Annotated in this window: 18 protein-coding genes; 13 read left to right on the forward strand and 5 right to left on the reverse strand. The window is 48.6% G+C overall.

Features of this window, described 5'->3' with window-relative positions; all coding sequences use genetic code 11:
• Nucleotides 1-11 precede the first annotated feature (11 nt).
• Nucleotides 12-1,289 carry a lipid IV(A) 3-deoxy-D-manno-octulosonic acid transferase gene (gene waaA / locus AAGC78_RS08820; RefSeq protein WP_435783694.1) on the reverse strand — a complete coding sequence of 426 codons (1,278 nt, stop codon included), beginning with the start codon at nucleotides 1,287-1,289 and terminating at the stop codon, nucleotides 12-14.
• A 141-nt stretch (nucleotides 1,290-1,430) separates the two neighbouring features.
• On the opposite strand from waaA, the gene AAGC78_RS08825 reads away from it, so the two are divergent.
• Nucleotides 1,431-1,859: a GFA family protein gene (locus tag AAGC78_RS08825; protein ID WP_435783695.1), complete on the forward strand. Its 429-nt coding sequence runs from the start codon at nucleotides 1,431-1,433 to the stop codon at nucleotides 1,857-1,859.
• A 35-nt stretch (nucleotides 1,860-1,894) separates the two neighbouring features.
• Here the strand turns inward: AAGC78_RS08825 and AAGC78_RS08830 are convergent, their stop codons facing one another.
• Complete coding sequence (locus AAGC78_RS08830) at nucleotides 1,895-2,623, reverse strand: hypothetical protein (protein WP_435783696.1); 729 nt, start codon at nucleotides 2,621-2,623, stop codon at nucleotides 1,895-1,897.
• Nucleotides 2,624-2,850: 227 nt separating this feature from the next.
• Here AAGC78_RS08830 and AAGC78_RS08835 point away from each other — a divergent pair, with 227 nt between their 5' ends.
• The 11 genes from AAGC78_RS08835 (at nucleotide 2,851) to AAGC78_RS08885 (ending at nucleotide 16,267) form a co-directional block, all read left to right on the forward strand.
• Complete coding sequence (locus tag AAGC78_RS08835; protein WP_435783697.1) at nucleotides 2,851-4,659, forward strand: protein-disulfide reductase DsbD family protein; 1,809 nt, start codon at nucleotides 2,851-2,853, stop codon at nucleotides 4,657-4,659.
• A 320-nt stretch (nucleotides 4,660-4,979) separates the two neighbouring features.
• Nucleotides 4,980-5,417 carry a type II 3-dehydroquinate dehydratase gene (aroQ, locus tag AAGC78_RS08840; protein WP_435783698.1) on the forward strand — a complete coding sequence of 146 codons (438 nt, stop codon included), beginning with the start codon at nucleotides 4,980-4,982 and terminating at the stop codon, nucleotides 5,415-5,417.
• Between the two features lie 67 nt (nucleotides 5,418-5,484).
• The gene (accB, locus tag AAGC78_RS08845; RefSeq protein ID WP_435783699.1) at nucleotides 5,485-5,949 is read left to right on the forward strand and encodes an acetyl-CoA carboxylase biotin carboxyl carrier protein; all 465 of its coding nucleotides are present in this window, start codon (nucleotides 5,485-5,487) and stop codon (nucleotides 5,947-5,949) included.
• A gap of 59 nt (nucleotides 5,950-6,008) precedes the next feature.
• On the forward strand, nucleotides 6,009-7,349 hold the full coding sequence (accC, locus tag AAGC78_RS08850; protein WP_435783700.1) for an acetyl-CoA carboxylase biotin carboxylase subunit: 1,341 nt from the start codon (nucleotides 6,009-6,011) through the stop codon (nucleotides 7,347-7,349).
• A 90-nt stretch (nucleotides 7,350-7,439) separates the two neighbouring features.
• Complete coding sequence (gene prmA / locus AAGC78_RS08855; protein ID WP_435783701.1) at nucleotides 7,440-8,321, forward strand: 50S ribosomal protein L11 methyltransferase; 882 nt, start codon at nucleotides 7,440-7,442, stop codon at nucleotides 8,319-8,321.
• 136 nt (nucleotides 8,322-8,457) lie between these two features.
• Nucleotides 8,458-10,119, forward strand: coding sequence for a DUF3426 domain-containing protein (locus tag AAGC78_RS08860; protein WP_435783702.1), 1,662 nt, complete (start codon nucleotides 8,458-8,460; stop codon nucleotides 10,117-10,119).
• 338 nt (nucleotides 10,120-10,457) lie between these two features.
• Nucleotides 10,458-11,447: a tRNA dihydrouridine synthase DusB gene (gene dusB / locus AAGC78_RS08865; RefSeq protein ID WP_435783703.1), complete on the forward strand. Its 990-nt coding sequence runs from the start codon at nucleotides 10,458-10,460 to the stop codon at nucleotides 11,445-11,447.
• Nucleotides 11,444-11,740, forward strand: a complete 297-nt coding sequence (gene fis, locus AAGC78_RS08870; RefSeq protein ID WP_435783704.1) for a DNA-binding transcriptional regulator Fis — start codon at nucleotides 11,444-11,446, stop codon at nucleotides 11,738-11,740. The genes dusB and fis overlap by 4 nt, the downstream gene beginning before the upstream one ends.
• 101 nt (nucleotides 11,741-11,841) lie before the next feature.
• Complete coding sequence (gene purH, locus AAGC78_RS08875; RefSeq protein ID WP_435783705.1) at nucleotides 11,842-13,422, forward strand: bifunctional phosphoribosylaminoimidazolecarboxamide formyltransferase/IMP cyclohydrolase; 1,581 nt, start codon at nucleotides 11,842-11,844, stop codon at nucleotides 13,420-13,422.
• A gap of 63 nt (nucleotides 13,423-13,485) precedes the next feature.
• Nucleotides 13,486-14,766 (forward strand): phosphoribosylamine--glycine ligase, encoded by a 1,281-nt coding sequence (purD, locus tag AAGC78_RS08880; RefSeq protein ID WP_435783706.1) that lies wholly within the window; start codon nucleotides 13,486-13,488, stop codon nucleotides 14,764-14,766.
• Between the two features lie 124 nt (nucleotides 14,767-14,890).
• Nucleotides 14,891-16,267, forward strand: a complete 1,377-nt coding sequence (locus tag AAGC78_RS08885) for an OmpP1/FadL family transporter (protein WP_435783707.1) — start codon at nucleotides 14,891-14,893, stop codon at nucleotides 16,265-16,267.
• A gap of 75 nt (nucleotides 16,268-16,342) precedes the next feature.
• Here the strand turns inward: AAGC78_RS08885 and AAGC78_RS08890 are convergent, their stop codons facing one another.
• The 3 genes from AAGC78_RS08890 to AAGC78_RS08900 form a co-directional block, all read right to left on the reverse strand.
• The gene (locus tag AAGC78_RS08890) at nucleotides 16,343-17,887 is read right to left on the reverse strand and encodes a beta-N-acetylhexosaminidase (RefSeq protein ID WP_435783708.1); all 1,545 of its coding nucleotides are present in this window, start codon (nucleotides 17,885-17,887) and stop codon (nucleotides 16,343-16,345) included.
• A 215-nt stretch (nucleotides 17,888-18,102) separates the two neighbouring features.
• Nucleotides 18,103-19,200, reverse strand: a complete 1,098-nt coding sequence (locus AAGC78_RS08895; protein ID WP_435783709.1) for a matrixin family metalloprotease — start codon at nucleotides 19,198-19,200, stop codon at nucleotides 18,103-18,105.
• Between the two features lie 40 nt (nucleotides 19,201-19,240).
• Nucleotides 19,241-20,104 carry a hypothetical protein gene (locus AAGC78_RS08900; RefSeq protein ID WP_435783710.1) on the reverse strand — a complete coding sequence of 288 codons (864 nt, stop codon included), beginning with the start codon at nucleotides 20,102-20,104 and terminating at the stop codon, nucleotides 19,241-19,243.
• Nucleotides 20,105-20,293: 189 nt separating this feature from the next.
• Here AAGC78_RS08900 and AAGC78_RS08905 point away from each other — a divergent pair, with 189 nt between their 5' ends.
• Nucleotides 20,294-21,238 carry a histone deacetylase family protein gene (locus AAGC78_RS08905; protein WP_435783711.1) on the forward strand — a complete coding sequence of 315 codons (945 nt, stop codon included), beginning with the start codon at nucleotides 20,294-20,296 and terminating at the stop codon, nucleotides 21,236-21,238.
• Nucleotides 21,239-21,246: the final 8 nt, after the last annotated feature.

The raw sequence follows: 21,246 nt of genomic DNA on the forward strand, positions 1-21,246 counted from the left end.
AGCTTAAAGAACTACTCCAGGTATTTTTTTATCACCACCAGGGTTTTATCTAATGCTCCTCGATTATCCAAAGCAACTTGCAGTGCAGCTCCACCCACTGAAGACCTGCTCGATTCATCAACAAGCAAACGAATAAACTCATCCGCAAGTGCTGGTGCAGAATTCACTGTTGTTAAGGCTCCCGCATCGCCAAGCAAACGTGCGACCTCAGCGAAATTAAATAAATGCGGCCCACTGAGTAATGGCAAGCCCCAAGCCGCTGGCTCGATAAAATTGTGCCCGCCATTAGGTACCAAACTGCCACCGACAAATGCGATATCACTCGCACCAAACATCAACATCAATTCGCCCATGGTGTTACCGAGCAGAATATCGTTTTGCAAATCCCAGTTGCGCTCACTACGCCGTGCCACAGAAAAGCCTTTGCTACTGCACAACTGCCCCACACGATCAAACCGTTCTGGATGGCGCGGCACCAAAATCAGAACAGCAGATTTTGCTGCTGAGCTTTCACTTGCACGAACCTGCGCAAATGCATCAAGAATAATTTCATCCTCACCCTGATGAGTACTGGCCGCAATCAACACCAATCGCTGACCATCATTTGATAGCTGACTTTTTAGCAAGGCTGCCTGATTACGCAGATCGTCACTTAAACTCAAATCGAATTTAATATTGCCAGTCACTATCGCTTTTTGCTCCGGCAATCCCAACGCGATAAATCGCGCAGCATCTGTTGAGTTCTGGATTGCAGCACATGACAAATTTTGCAACATAGGTTTAGTTAGCGCTGCAAACCGCGCATAACCACGTGCAGACTTTTCAGATAACCGCCCATTAACCAATATCGCCGGAATATTTTTCCGCGCACATGCCGCCAATGTATTTGGCCATAACTCCGTTTCCATCACTAAATAAAGCGAAGGTTTAACTCGCTTGATGAACCGCGCAAGCGCATCAGGCAAATCATAGGGTGCATAAACATGGAAAACGGAATCCCCCAAAGTAGCGCGAACACGCTCAGATCCCGTTGGCGTAGTGGTAGTAATCACCAACTGCAAACCCTCATCCGCCATCAGCCTCCGAATCATCGGCAACGCCGCCAGAAACTCCCCCACAGACACCGTATGCAACCACACTACTTTTTTAGTAGTAACCAGCTTCGGAAAAAAACCAAACCGCTCCGCCCAACGCTTCGCATAAGCAGGAGCAGCAACAGACCGCCACAGCAGACGAACCAATACAAATGGCAGCAAACAATAAAAAATGATGGTATAGATAAATCGCATAAACAGACTTAATAGAAACGAGGGAACAAAAGGATAACAAATGCCCATAGAAAGAGGCAGAAATTAAGCATCAAAGGATTCTTGCCCTTTGAACTGTAGCTGAGTACATTCCTCAGACAACATACCAATCAGACAAACAAAATGGAAACAAGAAAAGGCAATTGCCTCTGTGGTGCAGTGAAATATGAAATTACGGCTGAGCCTGTTGCGACGCGAGTTTGTTGGTGTCGGGATTGCCAGCATATTGCGTCGAATGGGACGGTTAATATTATCGTGCCGTCGGAAGAGCTAACTATCACTGGTAAATTAAGTGGCTTCACCAAAACCGCAGATAGTGGAAGCTCGGTGTTGCGGAGATTTTGCTCAGAGTGCGGGTCGCACTTATTTGCCAATTCTTCTGCGCGCCCTTTGTTTACTGTTGTGCGAGTGGGCACATTGGAAAATCCCTCCTCGGTTAAACCTTCTGCCAATATTTGGACAGAAAGTGCGCCAGATTGGGCTTGCTTTGATTCCTCATTGGAGCAAGCGCCCCGCCAACCGGCACCATTGCAATTACCACCGCAAAAATAAAACGGCGCATATTGCGCCGTTTTTCAAATCACACTTTATTGTGCAACAGGCACTAACTGCACGCGCGGTGGACCGCCTAATTTAATATCGCCACGCACGCGGTAGTCTGGAACTGCATCGCGCAGCTTTTGGTAAATCCAGCGACCTTCTCCATCAGTGCGGGCAATAATAATTGCAAGGTTATTGGTAGATTTCAGCTTTTGGGCGATCTCGGCAATTCGCGCAAGGATTTTGGGATCATCTTTACCGAGCAAACTTGCTTCCAACAAAAACTCATTAGAACCACCACGATAGGGCTCTACTGGCGGAGCTAATTTAATTTGCGCAGCCAGACCGTCCGACACTTCTTTAATAAGCAGGTTGGCGGGATCAACAATACGCGCATTGTTGAGCATGGTAGTCGCTTGCGGATAATTGCCACGTGCAGCCGCTTGGCGAGCGAGATCGACATAGCGCATTACAATTCCCTGCAATCCCCCTTTGGCTCGACTACTTTCGGGATTGAGCTTTAACGCCGCGCGGAAATAATCGTACGCATTGTCATTAGCCGGTGTCAGCAACTGGTCTTTTGCCAAGGTGTATTCACCGTTAAGGATCAGTAATCGCACGGCTTGTGAATCCTGCACCACTGGCTTGGGCTGCACTACCGGCGCCGGTGGCGGGGTGGGTTCTTTTTTCTGATTGGCAAAAAATGGAGCCTGACAAGCACTCAGTGCGCAGGCCAGACCAACCACTACACCGACGCGGCTAACAAAATTAACCATAAAACCTTTTCTCTTAAACTGGATGAAGGAACAACAACGCCCTTCACATTGATGAGTTGACCGGCTACCGCGAAAGAAAAAAGATACATCAGGTAGAATGATGTTCATTGCCGGTTGTCTACGAAGCGACGTATGTTACTGTAAGTCGCCTCATCGGGCACCTGTTGCCGGGCGCATTTTGCCGAGGCACGAACATTTTATATCTGGATCGGGAAACACTAATCGCCATGCGCAGCCTGCCTTTGTTATCGCTCAGCGTGAAACTGCTTTTGTTATCGCTATTGCTTGCCCCTACCTGCTTTGCAGATGACCTGCTAACACCAAAAGCAGACCCTTTTGCCAAGAGCAATAGCACCCTGAACTCCAATCTACTTTCCGGGCAGGATGAGTTTTTACCCGTCGCCGAGGCATTCAAACCCAGCTACACCATTGAACAGGGCAAGCTGGTGCTGCACTGGCAGATTGCTGATGCTTACTATTTATATGAAGAGCGTTTCAAGTTCCGCCCCGACGAAGGCATTCAGATCACTCCCAACTACACACTGGGAAAGATGAAATATGATGAGCTGTTCGAACGCGAAACCATGGTGCACTACCATGAGGTAACAGCCAGTTTTGATTTATCCGGAATCGCCAAACCATTCAACCTGAAATTGGAGTATCAAGGGTGCGCCGATGCCGGCCTTTGTTACCCGCCGCAAAAACTGACGCTTGCCATTGATCCGGCCAGCGCCTCCGTTATTGAACAAACACCTACAGCAACTCCGGCACAATCACCAATAACCACTTCCGCTCCCATCCAACAAAATGTACCAGCGGAACCTGATTCAGGCTGGATATTACAGGCCATTTTGTTTGCGCTATTGGGCGGGATAATTCTCAACTTAATGCCCTGCGTGTTCCCCGTGCTGTCCATTAAAGTGATGAGCCTTGCTGCGGCCGACCGCTCCCGCCTCGCGCTGCACGGTTGGGTTTATACACTCGGGATCGTGGTGTGCTTTGTTGGTTTTGCGGTCGCACTCCTGCTTGCCCGCGCAGGCGGAGAAGCCATCGGCTGGGGCTTTCAATTGCAGTCACCAGGCTTGATAGCCGCACTCGCCTACCTGTTTTTTGTGATGGGATTGAGCATGTCCGGCCTGATTCACTTTGGCACCAGCTTGATGGGCGCGGGACAAGGCCTTACAGAGAAATCCGGATTAAGCGGGTCATTCTTTACCGGTGTATTAGCCGCCGTTGTCGCCAGCCCTTGCACCGCACCATTTATGGGAGCCGCGTTAGGATTCGCACTGACTCAACCGGCAATTGCCTGCATCGCCGTATTTGCGGCGTTGGGTTTCGGTATGGCATTACCTTTACTACTACTTTGTTATTTGCCTGCATTGGCTGCGCGCTTACCGAAACCGGGCGCATGGATGGACAACCTCAAACAATTCCTTGCCTTCCCACTTTATCTGAGTGCTATCTGGCTGCTGTGGGTATTTGGTCGCCAAACCGGTGTTAGCGGTATGGCAATGCTGTGCGCCGGTGCAGTTGCCATCGCATTCGGATGCTGGTTGTTGGGCCGTGAGGCTAAAGGTTTCTGGCAGTTAGTGCGCAGAGTGAGTATTGCCGCGAGTTGGATACTAGCCATTTTATTGGTATGGCAAGGGGCTGAAAATCGTGAGCAGCAAGCAGCAGCATCAGATCGTTGGCAGGCCTACAGCCCGGAATTGGTAAGCTCGCTGCGCGCCGAAGGTCGTCCGGTGTTTGTTAATTTGACGGCAGATTGGTGCCTGACCTGCCTTGCGAATGAGAAGATCGCCCTGCATACCGAAGCAGTAGAACACACCTTTGATGAACTTAATGTGGCGACAATTAAGGGCGATTGGACGAATACTGACCCGAAAATCACCGAACTTCTGCAAGAATATGGTCGCAGCGGTGTACCTTTATACCTCTGGTTCCCAGCCAATAGCAGTGGGAAAGCGATAATTTTACCGCAATTGCTGACCCAAGACCTGATTATCAAAACATTAAAGGGCGAAAAAAGCCTCTAAGTTTCCACTTATCGAAGACGATAAGGTATTTTAGCAACACGTTTGCACAACTTCCCGCATCTTGTCGCTAACATGAGGGCAAGATGCCGGGATAATCGAACAAAATAGCTATTTGCAGCCTTATTTTTAATACCTCTTCGACTAACTTCTGCAATCATGCAGGCATTTTCTGCCATCTGAACAAAATTTCGCTGCTAACGTGGACAGATCCGGTTTTTTGCGGCAAACTCCCCCACACTTTGAAATCCCGGCAAGCTGAACTTGGCCTTTCGCTGCAGGTCTCAGCATAAAACCAGAAAATCACCGCAGGATCACTGTTAATGGCATCCATTTTGGTACTTCACGGCCCTAACCTGAATTTATTAGGGCTGCGCGAACCAGGCATCTATGGTGCAACTACGCTTGATGATATCAACCGTACCCTGACCCAAACTGCTACCGCCGCCGGTCACCATCTGCAAACCCTGCAAAGCAACGCTGAATATGAATTGATTGACCGTATTCATGATGCAAGCAAAGAAGGGATAGATTTCATCATCATCAACCCAGCCGCTTTCACTCACACCAGTGTCGCACTGCGCGATGCATTGCTCGGCGTCGATATTCCGTTTATCGAAGTGCATTTATCCAACGTGCACAAACGCGAAGCGTTCCGTCACCACTCCTTTTTTTCTGATGTCGCCCAAGGCGTCATCTGCGGCTTTGGCGCTGCCAGTTATGAACTGGCACTGCAGGCTGCGTTCAAATTGATCAAGTAGTTAATGATTTTTTAATATTTGGTATTAAGCCAAAACCAACCATCACCTTGTTGCCAGAGAGGACACCATGGATATTCGCAAAATTAAAAAACTGATCGAGCTGTTGGAAGAATCCAACATCGGCGAACTGGAAATCAAAGAAGGCGAAGAATCTGTTCGTATCGCACGTAACAGTGGCACCACCCAATATTTTAACGCTCCTGCACCAGCTGCTTACGCAGCACCAGTAGCAGCGGCGCCAGCTGCCGCACCGGCCGCCGCTCCTGTAGCTGCTGCCGCAGCCGCACCAATTACCTCTGGCCACATTGTTAAATCGCCCATGGTCGGCACTTTCTATCGCTCACCAAGCCCAGGCTCACCTTCATTTATCGAAGTTGGCAAACACGTTAAAGCCGGCGATGTAATCTGCATCATCGAAGCGATGAAAATGATGAACCAGATTGAAGCCGATAAGTCTGGCGTTATCGAAGCCATTTTGGTGGAAGATGGCAACCCAGTTGAATTTGATCAGCCTTTAGTGACCATTGCTTAATCATCCGTTGCGGTTGCCGCATGCGGCAGCCCAATCGCTAAACGCTGAGGAACTGGTTTATGTTCGATAAAATTTTGATCGCCAACCGTGGCGAAATCGCACTGCGCGTACTGCGCGCCTGTAAGGAGCTGGGCATCAAGACCGTTGCTGTCCACTCGCAAATTGACCGCGATTTGAAACACGTGCGCCTGGCCGATGAATCTGTGTGTATTGGCCCAAATCCATCGCCAAAAAGTTATTTGAATGTGCCGGCGATTATCGCCGCCATGGAAATTACCGATGCCCAAGCAGTTCACCCGGGTTACGGTTTCCTCGCTGAAAATGCTGACTTTGCTGAACGCGTGCAAAAAAGTGGCTTTACTTTTATCGGTCCGGACCCGGATGTAATCCGCATGATGGGCGACAAAGTAGAAGCTATTAAGGCGATGAAAAAAGCCGGCGTTCCTACCGTTCCCGGTTCAGATGGCCCACTGCCCGAAGACGAAGCAGAGTGCCATAGAATTGCCAAGCGCATCGGTTACCCGATTATTATCAAAGCTGCCGCCGGTGGTGGTGGTCGCGGTATGCGTGTAGTGCATACCGAAGCTGCATTGATCAACTCCATCCACGTCACTCAAGGCGAAGCAAAAGCGGCCTTCGGTGATGGCACTGTATACATGGAAAAATTCCTGCAAAACCCACGTCACGTGGAAGTGCAAATTCTTTCCGACGGTCAAGGCCATGCAATTCATTTGGGCGACCGCGATTGCTCACTGCAACGCCGTCACCAAAAAGTTTTGGAAGAAGCACCGGCACCGGGAATTCCACAAGACGTGCGTGAAGCAACTTATGCTGCCTGCGTAAAAGCCTGTATCGATATCAAATACAAAGGCGCTGGTACATTTGAGTTTTTGTACGAAGATGGCCGCTTCTATTTCATCGAGATGAACACCCGTATCCAGGTTGAGCATCCGGTATCAGAAATGGTGACCGGCATCGATTTGATCAAAGAACAAATTCGCGTTTGCTCCGGTTTGCCGTTATCAATCAAGCAATCTGACGTAGTGATTCGCGGCCATTCTTTTGAATGCCGTATCAACGCTGAAGATCCAAAAACCTTTATGCCCTGCCCTGGCTTGGTAAAAGGTTTCCATGCTCCCGGCGGTTTGGGTGTGCGTGTGGATTCACACTTGTATAATGGCTACACAGTTCCGCCCAATTACGATTCAATGATCGCAAAAATTATCACCTACGGTGATACTCGCGAGATCGCCCTGAACCGTATGCGCAACGCGCTGGATGAAACCATTGTTGATGGCATTCGCACCAATATCCCACTGCAACAAATGTTGGTGCGCGATAGCGAATTCCGCAAAGGTGGTGTGAACATCCACTATCTGGAAAAGAAATTGGCTGAGTAGCCTCAACCAACTTGACCAGAAGGGCGCGATATTTATCGCGCCCTTTTACATTTATCGCTATCTAATTTTCACCAACAGCAGAATTTATCTATGCCTTGGCTGCAACTCAAAATTGTTACTCCGCGCCGCTACGCCGAATCACTTGAAGATTCACTGCTCGCCTGTGGTGCTGCATCCGTCACCCTGCAAGACAATGCAGACCAACCCATTCTTGAACCCGGTTTAGGCGAGACTCCGCTGTGGGACAACGTCAAAATCACTGGGTTGTTTGACGCAGAGATAGATACTGCAAAAACCATCGCGATTGCCGAGCGACGCTTTGGCAATTCACTCCCGGAACATTATTGGGAGCAGCTGGAAGATAAAGATTGGGAACGCGAATGGATGAGCAATTACCACGCGATTCGCTGCGGCGAACGCCTGTGGATTTGCCCCAGCTGGCAAGAGCCGCCCGAGCCGGAAAAAGTAAACCTGATGCTCGACCCGGGCCTCGCGTTTGGCACCGGCACCCACCCGACTACCTTTTTGTGTATGCAATGGATCGACCAGCAAAACTTTGATGGACTGGAAGTTGTGGATTACGGCTGCGGCTCCGGCATTCTCGGCATAGCCACACTATTACTCGGCGCCAAAAAAGTAATCGGGGTAGATATAGACCCACAGGCATTACTCGCTACCACCGAAAACGCCAAGCGCAATAATTTACCGGCCGATGCCATGCCCGTGTATTTGCCGCCCCGCTGTCCACCAGTTCAGGTCGATGTCATGCTGGCAAATATCCTCGCCGGCCCGCTGGCAGAGCTGGCTCCATCATTGAGCGCCATGACCAAAATTGGCGGTAAGCTGTGCCTATCGGGGATTTTATCGGTGCAGGCTAAATCCGTTATGGCAGCCTATGAGCCCTGGTTTATATTTGACCCAGTGGCAGAGCAGGAAGAATGGGTGCGATTAACGGCAACAAAAGTGAGCTAGTTGGCATTGCCGAGGGAGAATAGGCTGACCAGCTGTCGCCGGAATTTACCGTACGTCTCCCTAAAGTTACACTGTCGGATATCGATAATAATGTAATCGGGACTTTAGCCGCCCTCATGCGCCAGGCACACAAACAATGACTTCTGCGAGCAAACAAATCATCACCCGTTGCCCCAAGTGTGGGACTGCATTTCGCGTGACGCCGACCCAGCTGCAATCCGCCAAAGGTGCGGTGCGCTGCGGTTCTTGTTTGCATGTATTCAAAGCACAGGAATACGTGGTCGCAAGCCAACAGCCCGCCAGCATATCCCCTGCTGTAACCACCGCAGCGGCAGAAAAAGTCACACCAACAGAAACCACTAAACCAGCAGCATCGATTAATACGCCGACTAACAAAACAAGCGCAAATGCAGCAGCAACCAGCGCACCAAGCCCTAAAACACCAACACCGACCGCAGTGGTAACGGCGCCGACAACCAACAAACCGGCAAGCCTTACCGAACCCGCAATCCTAAGTGCAATCAAGCCACTCAGTATTGATGTGCCAGCACCAGCAGCGGTCACAAAAGCTGTCAGCCCTCAGCCAGCAAAACCCGTGGTACGGGTCATCGACAAATCCTCCCTTGCTCACACCGATGACATCCTGATCAGCGATGACATGGATGACCACAAGGAAGAACACGGCAACAAGAGCTACGAATTCGATAGTTTTATGGATATCGACATGACACCGAAGTCAGAGGTGTCACTCTTTGAGCGCAAAATCCGCGACAAAGATGAGGAAAAAGATTCCAGCAATGACGCGGACGAATCCTGGGCAGAAATGCTGATCGATGAAGAAGACGATGACACACCGCAACTCGGCGTGCTCAAGCCCAAAACCGAAGAACAACTCGCTGATGAAGAATTGAAAGACAGCTACGCCATTAACACTGAAATCCGTGATGACGAGCAGAGTTACTCACCACCCTCACCCGCAACTCCGTCCCCGACTCCAGGACTCATGTTCAGTCTGGTTGGTGAACCAGAAGAAAAACCCGCACCGGCAAAAGACGAAACAACTACTGATGATTTTGTCATTAGCGATGAGCTGGCTCGAATCCCGAGCAATCAAGGTTTCACTCCAGCAGCGCCCCAAGAAAACACCGGACCACTGCTTGATCCAACATTCTTCGACATGCCGAGCAACGATACTGACGACACCCCATCCAAAAGTCAGGTAAAAACCCAGCCCAAAATCCGCGCTTACGATGGCTCGCGCACAGCCTTGTTGATGAACATCATTCCGGCACCCATCGAGTTCACCGCAAAGCGCATGCGCCGCTGGTATCAACGCAAACTTTGGCCAAGCCTGAGCTTACTTGCCCTGATTGCACTCATAGTCCAGGTCGGCTGGTTCAAGTTCGATTACTTCAGCCGTGCCGAACCCTATCGCACCGGCTACTTGTTTCTCTGCCCTTATATCGGCTGCCAGGTACCAACACTGGTCGATACCAGCCGCATAGTCGCCTCCAATCTAGTGGTGCGCGAGATCCCCGAAACTCCGGGCGCATTAGCAGTTGATGTGATGATCATCAACAACGCGCCCTTTGAGCAACCCTACCCGGATTTAATATTGGTATTTACCGATATCAATGAAAAAACTGTTGCCTCACGCCGCTTTACCCCCAAGGAGTATTTGGGTGGTGAAGTGGCGGGGCAGGATTTGATGCCGCAAAACCAAAAAGTGCACATCAGCCTCGACATGATTGACCCCGGCCCTCATGCCGTTAATTACCACATTGATATTCCCCGCTAAGGGCAATCCCCTTTACTACCGACTGGCTTGCAAAGCGCAATGCCAGTCATCCACTCGCCAATTCAATCCCAGCACAACCCGATTATTCACTGATTATCCTCAGACCTGCCCCAATTCACTTTTTTTTGCAACCCAAAACGACTAAAAAACGCGTTTTTATCGCTCAAAAAAACGCCATTTTTTCTGCTTTTTGCGTTCCAAACCAGTGCCCAAACGGGTATTATGGCGACCCTTTTACGCAGGGCATCCAAGGCCAAAATGGCGCGGGAATACCCAGGTGAAACCGGCACTTTCGGCTCAACCGCAACTAAACGATTCAGTCACTACAAGCCAGTCACGTGTTTACTATCGGCCCCTATTGCATCGACAGTCAGGTCATTCTCGCCCCTATGGCAGGCGTTACTGATCGACCTTTTCGTCAATTATGCCGTTCACTGGATGCAGGCTTGGTGATATCGGAAATGCTGACCGCCGACTCTGCATTGTGGAATAGCCGTAAAAGCAGCTTGAGAATGGATCACACCGGCGAAGCCGAACCGATTGCCGTGCAGATTGCCGGTGGTGACCCGGAAATGATGGCTGAGGCAGCGCGCTTAAATGCCGCCAACGGCGCCCAGATTATTGATATCAATATGGGTTGCCCCGCCAAGAAAGTGTGTAAAAAAGCCGCCGGTTCTGCGCTCTTGAAAGACGAACAACTGGTCGCCGAGATTTTGCAGGCAGTGGTAAGTTCAGTGGACATTCCTGTCACCCTGAAATTTCGCACTGGCTGGAGCACCGAAGAACGCAATGCTGTGCGTATTGCACGCATCGCCGAAGACGCCGGCATACAAGCCTTGGCTCTTCATGGTCGCACCCGCGCGGATGCCTTTTTGGGCCAGGCCGAGTACGACACCATCGCCAGCGTAGTGAATGCGGTGAAGATTCCCGTGTTTGCCAATGGCGATATAGATTCACCGCACAAAGCCAAAACCGTGTTGGATCACACGGGTGCCGCTGCAGTGATGATTGGACGGGCCGCTCAAGGCCGCCCCTGGATCTTCCGGGAAATTGCGCATTACCTGCGTACCGGTGAGCAATTACCCGAACCGTCCCTGACCGAAGTCAGAGACATTTTATGTACCCATCTGTGTGAGCTATACCGTTTTTATGGTGAGTTTATGGGGCCGCGTATCGCTCGCAAACATGCGAGTTGGTATTTGCAAACGGTTCCAGGCAGCGAAGCTTTTCGCAAAACCTTTAACGCTATAGATAACGCGGAAGAACAACAAACCAGCATTCAAAATTTCTTTGAACAGCTGCTTACGAAAGAGGAAAAAGCCGCATGAACACCGCAACTTTCTTTGCTGAATCAACCCCAGCACAAGCTGCAAGCCCAAACCAACCAGTACAAGCTCAATCGCTGCGCGGCTGCGTAGAGCAAGCAATGGAAAATTATTTCAAACACCTCGATGGCCAGGACGTAAGCAATGTTTACGAAATGGTTCAAGCCGAAGTAGAAGCGCCGATGCTTGAAATCGTATTGAAGTACACCCGTCACAACCAAACTCGCGCTGCACAAGTGTTGGGTTTGAACCGTGGCACACTGCGTAAAAAATTGAAGCAATACGGCCTGCTGTAATTTTTCCAGCGCCGCATGGCAACCAAAGAGGGGTGGTAATTTATTTCCACCCCTTTTGCTTTTTAATAGTTTGAATTTTTTCACTTACATGGGAACTGCGTATGTCTAACACTTCCGATCTTGTTGCGGTAAAACGCGCGTTAATCAGCGTGTCTGATAAAACAGGCATTGTCGAATTTGCCCAAGCCCTGCACGCCCAAGGCGTAGAAATTTTATCAACCGGTGGCACTTTTAAATTGCTCACCGACAACAAGATCCCTGCGATTGAAGTCTCTGACTACACCGGCTTCCCGGAAATGATGGACGGCCGCGTAAAAACCCTGCACCCGAAAGTACACGGCGGCATTTTAGGTCGTCGCGGTATTGATGAAGGCATAATGTCACAACACGGTATCAACGCGATTGATATGGTTGTAGTGAACCTTTATCCGTTTGAAAAAACCGTCGCCAATAAAGATTGCTCATTGGAAGACGCGGTAGAAAATATTGATATCGGCGGCCCTACCATGGTTCGCGCCGCTGCAAAAAACCACGCGCATGTAAACATCGTGGTTAACGCATCTGACTATGCGAATATTCTGGCAGAACTCAAAGCCAACAACGGCAGCACCTCGCTGAAAACCCGTTTTGATTTGGCGATTAAAGCCTACGAACACACTGCTGCTTACGATGGTGCCATCGCTAATTATTTTGGCCGCATGGTAGAAGGCGGCAGCGCTGATTTTCCGCGCACGTTCAACACCCAATTTATCAAAGCACAAGAGATGCGCTACGGTGAAAACCCGCATCAAAAAGCCGCTTTCTATGTTGAAAAAAATCCACAAGAAGTGGGCATCGCCTCTGCAAAACAATTGCAAGGCAAAGAGCTGTCTTACAACAATGTTGCTGATACCGACGCAGCACTGGAAACCGTAAAATCATTCAGCGAACCCGCTTGCGTTATTGTTAAACACGCAAACCCTTGCGGCGTTGCAGTAGCGGAATCGATTAAACACGCTTACGATTTGGCCTACTCTACCGACAGCGAATCAGCATTCGGCGGCATCATCGCATTCAACCGCGAATTGGATGCTGAAACTGCCAAAGCGATTGTTGAACGTCAATTCGTAGAAGTGATTATTGCACCGAGCGTTTCAGCAGAAGCGATTGGAATTGTAAAAGCAAAACAAAATGTACGCCTGCTTGCTACTGGCGAATGGGATACAGTCCGCGTTAAAGGTTTGGATTACAAACGCGTTAACGGTGGTTTGCTGGTACAAGATCGCGATGATGGCATCATCACCGAAAGCGATTTAAAAATCGTCACCAAACGCGCACCGACCGCAGAAGAAATCCAGGATTTGCTGTTCGCTTGGAAAGTCGCCAAGTTTGTAAAATCCAATGCCATTATTTACGCAAAAAACAAACACACCATCGGTGTGGGTGCAGGCCAAATGAGCCGCGTAAATTCCGCGCGTATTGCTGCAATCAAAGCTGAACACGCAGGTTTGCAAGTTGCTGGCTCGGTAATGGCTTCCGATGCCTTCTTCCCGTTCCGCGATGGTATCGACAACGCTGCAAAAGTGGGTATTGCTGCCGTCATCCAACCCGGCGGTTCAATGCGCGATGCAGAAGTAATCGCCGCCGCCGACGAACACGGCATGGCGATGGTCTTCACTGGTATGCGTCACTTTAGACATTAATTTTCGCCAACTCCCGCATTGCGGGAGTTTTTTATTTGCGATTTTAATTTTGTGGATTGATCTATGAACATATTAATTATTGGCAGCGGCGGACGTGAACACGCACTTGCGTGGAAAGCGGCACAGAGCGCGCAAGTAGAAAAAGTATTTGTTGCACCGGGTAATGCTGGTACGGCGCTGGAAGCGAAATTGGAAAACGTTGCCATCGACGTTTTGAATTTTGAAGCCCTGGCGAATTTTGCCGAGCAAAATAATGTTGGCTTGACGATTGTTGGCCCGGAAGTTCCGCTGGTTGCGGGTGTGGTGAATTATTTCCAAGAGCGCAATTTATTGTGCTTCGGCCCAAGCAAAGGCGCTGCGCAATTAGAAGGCTCAAAGGCCTTCACTAAAGATTTTCTTGCGCGTCACAAAATCCCGACGGCTGATTATCAAAACTTTATCGAAGTTGAACCTGCACTCGCTTACTTGCGTGAAAAAGGTGCGCCGATTGTTATCAAAGCCGATGGCCTTGCTGCCGGTAAAGGCGTAATTGTTGCCGAAACATTAGAGCAAGCTGAAGATGCTGTGCGCGATATGCTGTCAGGCAATGCGTTTGGCGATGCCGGTTGCCGCGTAGTAATCGAAGAATTCCTCGCTGGTGAAGAAGCCAGTTTTATTGTGATGGTCGACGGAAAAAATGTTCTGCCAATGGCGACCAGCCAAGACCACAAACGTGTTGGTGACGGCGACACAGGCCCGAACACTGGCGGCATGGGTGCTTACTCCCCTGCTCCGGTGGTAACCCAGTCAGTACACGATCGCGTAATGAAAGAAATCATTTACCCAACCGTGAATGGCATGGCGGCGGAAGGTAATACTTACGTTGGCTTTTTGTACGCAGGCTTGATGATTGATGCTGCGGGCAATTCAAAAGTAATCGAATATAACTGCCGTTTCGGTGATCCAGAAACACAACCAATTATGTTGCGTTTGCAATCGGATTTGGTTGAGCTTTGCCTCGCTGCACTCAAAGGCGATTTGGATAAAACCACTGCTGATTGGGACTCACGCGCATCTGTTGGCGTCGTGCTCGCCGCTGGCGGTTATCCGGATGCTTATGATAAAGGCGATGTCATTTCCGGATTGCCAACAACTGAAATTGCAGGCGAAAAAGTTTTCCACGCTGGCACCTCAGCAAAAGACGGCAACACCGTCACCAATGGTGGCCGCGTACTCTGCGCAACAGCGCTGGGCAATACCGTATTGGAAGCGCAACAACGTGCCTATCAACTCGCTAAACAAATTAGCTGGAAAGGCATGTTCTATCGCAATGACATCGCCTATCGCGCAATAGATCGTAAGTAATAAGCGCGCGCGGGCTAATCGCAAACGACAATACCTTTGCGCCGTACCGCACATACGCCCCCTGATTTTGCCAGCTAAACTCATAGTGAATTAATTGAGAAGCTAGCAAAGCTCAGGGGGATTTATGTCAATCCACACACACGCAGCAACATCTTTATCAACTCGTTTTACCGCACCACGCACGCTTATCTCATCAACCGCACTTCTGCTGTCACTCGCGCTACTACCTACCACCTCGATGGCCGCCTCGTTCCAAATACTTGAACAAAGCCCTGCGCATCTCGGTAAAGCATTTGCGGGTACTGCCTCTGATATTACCGATGCGAGCAGTGTTTTCTTTAATCCTGCCGGTATTACTGAGTTGGATCAGCCAACCTTAACCGTCGGCGCCAATGCAATTTTCACCCGCTCAAAGTTTAACGACGATGGCTCCAACACTAACGGTGGGCCAGGTAAAACAGAGGAAACGGGTTTTGTGCCTAATATTTATTATGTGCATCCCGTATCTGAGCGATTGGCGTTCGGATTCGGAATCAATGCACCCTACGGGCTGGCGAGTAAATACGATGACGACTGGGATGGCCGCTACCTTGCCACCCACAGCGAGCTCGAAGTCGTTAATATCAATGCGGTCGCTGCTTATGCACTGACCGACAAACTATCCTTAGGTCTTGGGGTTAATTACCAACGCGCCGATGTCACCCTCGAAAGCCAATTCGATTCAACCTTGGGCGTTAATCCCGCTCCTGCAACGGACAGCAGCGCAAAAATCCAGGGCGATGATGACAGCATCGCCGCTGATGTGAGTTTGTATTTCAAACCATCCGACAGAACCAGTGTTGGTTTGATATGGAGACAAGGCGGTGAATTTGATTTGGAGGGTGATGCAAGTTTCTCGTTGAATCCACTGTGCAGCCCCGGCCAAGGTTATCCAACTGGCGCACCGCCAGCGCCAACGACAGGAACCATCTGTGCGGTATCGCTAGGAGCAGTAGCCGGTGATGCACAAGCGAGCTTCCAATTGCCCGACACCATCACCTTGAGTGGTACACAACAACTCAGCGACTATTGGTGGGCTCACGTTGATATCGCTTGGACGGAATGGAGCAGCATTCAAAGTATTGATGTAATCAACAGCGGCAACAATCTCACGATCAACACGCTGGAATTGCATTACAAAGACACCATGCGCTACGCATTGGGCTTCACTCACAATTCGGATTGCCCATGGACCTGGCGCTTCGGTATTGCATTCGATGAGGCACCACAAACTGACCCTACATTAGTGAACCCACGTATTCCGGATCAAGATCGCATCTGGTTCAGTGCTGGCTTTAATTACGAGTTCTCGCCCAACACATCACTGGATTTTGCGTATAGCTACATCAAAGTGGATGAAGCCAGTATCAATAACACCAATACCCAAACCGGTCATCACGTTGAAGGAAAATTTGATGCAGGTGTAAATATTGTTGGCTTGCAAGCGAACTTTAAATTCTAGTAATTGCTGTAAAAAAACAAAAAAGCGGAAACAATTGTTTCCGCTTTTTTTATTCCTGCATTACTGCAACACCATTTACCACCCCAACTGTGGCTCTTGGTAATAGCTTACACCCCACTTATCAAACACCGGCTTAAGGCTGGATAAACGTTTGGTAAACCGAACGTACTCGCGGTCTGCTTGTTTTGACCAACTAATTTCAGCGATTGCAGCAAGGCGCGGCCAGATACGATTATCCAATGCAGCTTCTGTTTTAATTAATTCACTCCACACCGGCGCTTCCACTCCGGTAACCAGTGAATATTTTTGCGGATTAAAACTATACACACGCTCCAATGGAAGCCCCTGTTCGCGACACCAGGTATAGGTTTCCGGTTGGCCTTTGTAGTTGCCGTGATCTAGATACATATAGCTGCACGGCGACAGAATTAAATGGATATTGCGATCAAGTGCCGATTGAATATCGTAATTGTCATTCCACAGTTGCAATAAAGTATCGCCACTGAGATTTTTCGCTGCTGAAGCTTCTTCCCAGCCAATCATCTTGCGATCCAAATCTTTAATGATTTGGTTTGCTCTATCAATAAACTCTGGATACAAATCGTGTTTAATTTCATCGCCACCTATGTGGATGTATTGCGATGGAAAAACACTGGCCACTTCCGTCAACACATCTTTTACAAACGGATAAATTACGTCTGGTTTGGTTAAGCATAAAAAGCTGAAACCGACTTTCAAGCCGGTGTATAAACTGAGATTTTTAACATCATCGCACGCCAGCTCGTTATAAGAAGCAATTGCCGCTTGCACATGGCCTGGCATATCCAATTCAGGAATAATTTCAATTTGGTGCTGTGCAGCAAAGCGAACCAAATCTTTCAACTCTTCTTGCGTATAGAAACCACCGGGGCCACCCCCCGCTGCGGTAGATCCACCAATGCTGGTCAACTTGGGATATTTTTTAATTTCCATCCGCCAACCCTGATCATCAGACAGATGCAAGTGCAGCTTATTAAGTTTGAATGCAGCCATGCGCTCAACATGTTTTTTCAAATAATCCAAACTGAAAAAATGGCGCCCCACATCAATCATACTGCCGCGCCATGCGTATTGTGGAACATCAGTAATTTCCACCTGTGGTAATTCATAGCTCGTTTGGGCACCAGCTGGCAGCAATTGTTTTAATGTTTGTATTCCATAAAACAAACCGGCATCTGTTTGTGCACTAATTTGAATATTATTGCCAATTACCAATGAATAGCCTTCGGCACCTAAAGCGGGTTGATCTATCAATGATAAATGCAGGCTCACCACTGCCGAATCTACCGATTTAATATTCAATTCAGTGAGTAAAGCCTGCACTGCCACATTAGCAGTGGTTGCAGTTGAACCTATATGCAAACTAAGTTCACGTTCAATTTTCAATGCGCTTTTTCTATCAACAACCTGGCTAGGCCAAGGCACCAATGCAAGCTGGCTAGAGGCTGTCGCAGAACTATTCACACTGGAACCAAGGGTACTATCGCTACCTTTAGCTGATGTATGTGCTGACTTGTTATTGGAGTTACCACCGCAGGAGAAGAGTGCGACAGTACAGATTAATAAGATAATTTTATTCATAGTTGATGCCCATTTTTAGTTTTTATTACACCCGTCAGGCGAGTGTCGTTGGTTGTGCATCACTTATATAAACCAGCCCTTTATTAGCAGGTAATGACTTATCAATTCTTTACCCGCCATCAAAAAAATTAACATCTAAGCCTCATCTTCAACCCAATAAAAAACCCGCTTTGCAGCGGGTTTTTAAATATCATCTTCAATGGTATTGATGAAGATTAATTCACACGAATCGGCAAGTAGGACGCATTGTTAGTAGAGGTGCTTTCAGTCAATACATTGTCGTAGTCAACTATCGCGCCTATCCAGTAATTGGTGCCTGATACCAAATCTGCTGGAATAACCAAGTTACTTTTGAAAGTGGCCGGTTGGTCGCGACTCAAGGTAACGGTACCGGTTCCGATCAAACGGTCAGCCGTACTAATCAGGTTATTGGTAGAAATGTAGTAAGCAATTTTTACCGTCTGATTGGTTTTACCATTGTTCTCACCGGTCAATTCCAACTTCACGCTTTGGCCTTTATTAACGCGATAACGTCTTTCGCCTGCATCAGTAAACCAACTCAGTACCGCATTGCTCGCATTAAATAATTGGGTTGGTGTGTGAGTACTGTATTCGCCATCTTTACCCAAGTATTTAAAATTGGTGAGCGATAAATCTTCCATCGAACCGGTAGTAGCACCGTAAAGAATCACTGAACCTTCTGCACCATCTTCACCAAAATAAGCGCGTGCTGTGTCGCCATTGGCATGAATGAATGTCCAATCTGACCCCATGATACTGTACCAGCGATTTTCATGGGTTAAGCCCATTGCATGGCCAAACTCATGGATCGCGGTTGTTTGGAATGGACGGAAAGAACCACCAAATGGCCACAAGTTGGTTTTGCTCATTGAGGTGGTGTAATTCTCCGCAGTGTTGAACACCACATCCACTTCATCGATACCGTAATGCCAACCAAATGCCCAGTAGCAATGGCGCCAGCTTAATGCACGCGCCGGAGCACCACCGTGAACATCAGGATCACTGGTAAACCAGGTTTCATTTTGGCCGTTGTCACGCCCAATAGATGTATCGCCAAACACCAGTGAAAAATTGAATTTACTTGGGTTGTCATTCACACGGTCAATCGAGGTTTGCAACGCATTTCCATAAGCGGAGCCAGCGGGAAAACTGACATTGCTTGCGCGCATGGTGACGGTGTTGCTATCCCATTTAATTTTGTTGCCTTCACAGGTGCGCCAGCCTGCAGCACTAGCAGAGAGTGAACCCAGGGCCATTACCAAACCCAGTGATGTTAAGAGTAATTTTTTCATGATCATTTCCTTGTCTATAGACATTTAGTTTGCGTGATGATTAAAGCACTGGATTGCCATTGTTTTTGCGCACAGCTTCTTCTTCCCAACGATCAAAATCGCTCGGTGTAGTTATGCGGCGCAATAAATTAGGCGCACCTTCTTGTGGTGCAGCAGCCGGGGCCATCGCAGGGGATTTAAAATCATCTCTGATTGAAGCCGACACAAATACCGGCTCTTTTACGCGTGCACTGGCAACTTCCCTTGCCTGCACTTTTAAATCGGTAACGAATTTCTCTACCTTCACTGCAGTTACTGGAATCACTTCCGTTTTAGGTTCGCGAGTTTGCGCGGCAACTTCATTAATGCTGCGACCAATATCTTGTTTGACACCGGTGTCACTCTCCAATACTGCAGATGAAATTGCATAGCTGCGGTCAGCAGTTTCAATTACTACACGACCATCATCACTGGTAAGCACACCATCGCGATTGCGGAAGCGACCGGAATTACAATCAGCCAATGGACAAATGTTGCTGGCATTTCTGCTGACAAAAAGTACGTCGGTATCACCGGTTTGGAACTCAGGTGTTTCCGATACATCGAGGTAGCGAATTACCTCACCTTTTTGTTGGCGGCCGCCCATAAAACGTAAAGTAACTTGCTTGCCATCAGGGCGACCGGAAATAACATCGTCAACCTGATAAGTCACAAACGTGTGGGGAATACCATCAAGAGAATCTTTGTACTGGATATCAACAACTTTACCGGTAAAGACCAGATCAGCTTGATTCAGCAGCGCTTGGGTACGAACAGTCGCGGTGCTTTCCGGTGCGGCAACCGCAGCAGAAACAGAGGTAGTGTAAAACGCGGATTGAACGGCAAGTGCAGAAAGAACTGCCAGCCATAAAGGTGACTTCTTCATAAAAATTTCCTTTTAAGTGAGTTGATTGCCAACATCATTTGTCGACTCACACACTTTATTGAAAATTCCGTTTAATGCCCGTTAATTAATACCTGCAAATTTGTGAAATATTCACATACCCATCTTCACCGGCTCTATAATCAGGCGTTATAGTGCAGCCCATTTTTACCGACAGACGCGTCCCGACTTATGATTGCCACTTTGATTAGCCACCCGGATTGTCATAATCACTATATGCCCGCTGGTCATCCTGAATGCCCTGAGCGTATTGATGCTATCGCCAACCAGTTGTTAGCCAACGGTATTGATGCGCTGCTATATCAACGCGAAGCACCTGCAGTAATGGATGAACAATTATTGCGTGTTCACTCAGCAGAACATTTGCAAAAAATCGCACAAGCAATTCCCGCAACAGGAAGTCATTTTTATACTGATGACGTGTATCTTTCACCTGGCACCTATTCGGCTGCACGCCATGCCGCAGGAGCAGCAGTTCTTGGTGTAGATATGGTGATGCGCGGCGAAACCGACGCAGTATTTTGCAATGTTCGCCCGCCAGGGCATCACGCCGAACGTATACGCGCGATGGGCTTTTGTATTTTTAATAATGTTGCCGTTGCCGCTGCACACGCGCTCGATGCTTATGGTTTGGAACGCGTCGCCATAGTGGATTTTGATGTGCACCATGGCAATGGAACCCAGGATATTTTTTTTAACGAGCCACGCGTTTTATTTTGCTCCAGCTTTCAATATCCGTTTTACCCCAACACCAATATTGATGATGTACCCGCGCACATTATTAATACCCCCCTACCTGCAACTTGTCGCAGTGAAGGTTTTCGCGTAGCGATAAGTGAGAGTTGGTTCCCCGCGCTGGAAAACTTTAAACCGCAGTTGATTTTAGTTTCGGCAGGGTTTGATGCGTATATTGATGACGACATGTCATCGATCAGCTTGGTCGAGCAAGATTATTTCTGGATCACCCAGCAATTGCGCAAACTAATGGATGACAGCAAAAAGCTTGCGCCTGAGCAGCAATGCAAAGGAATTGTCTCTACCTTGGAAGGTGGCTACGATTTATTAGGATTAGGCCGTTGTGCTGTTGCACACATCAAGGCACTGGCAAAACTTTAAGCAGAAAA

The sequence above is a fragment of the Cellvibrio sp. genome, assembly GCF_039207905.1.
Taxonomy (GTDB): Bacteria; Pseudomonadota; Gammaproteobacteria; order Pseudomonadales; family Cellvibrionaceae; genus Cellvibrio.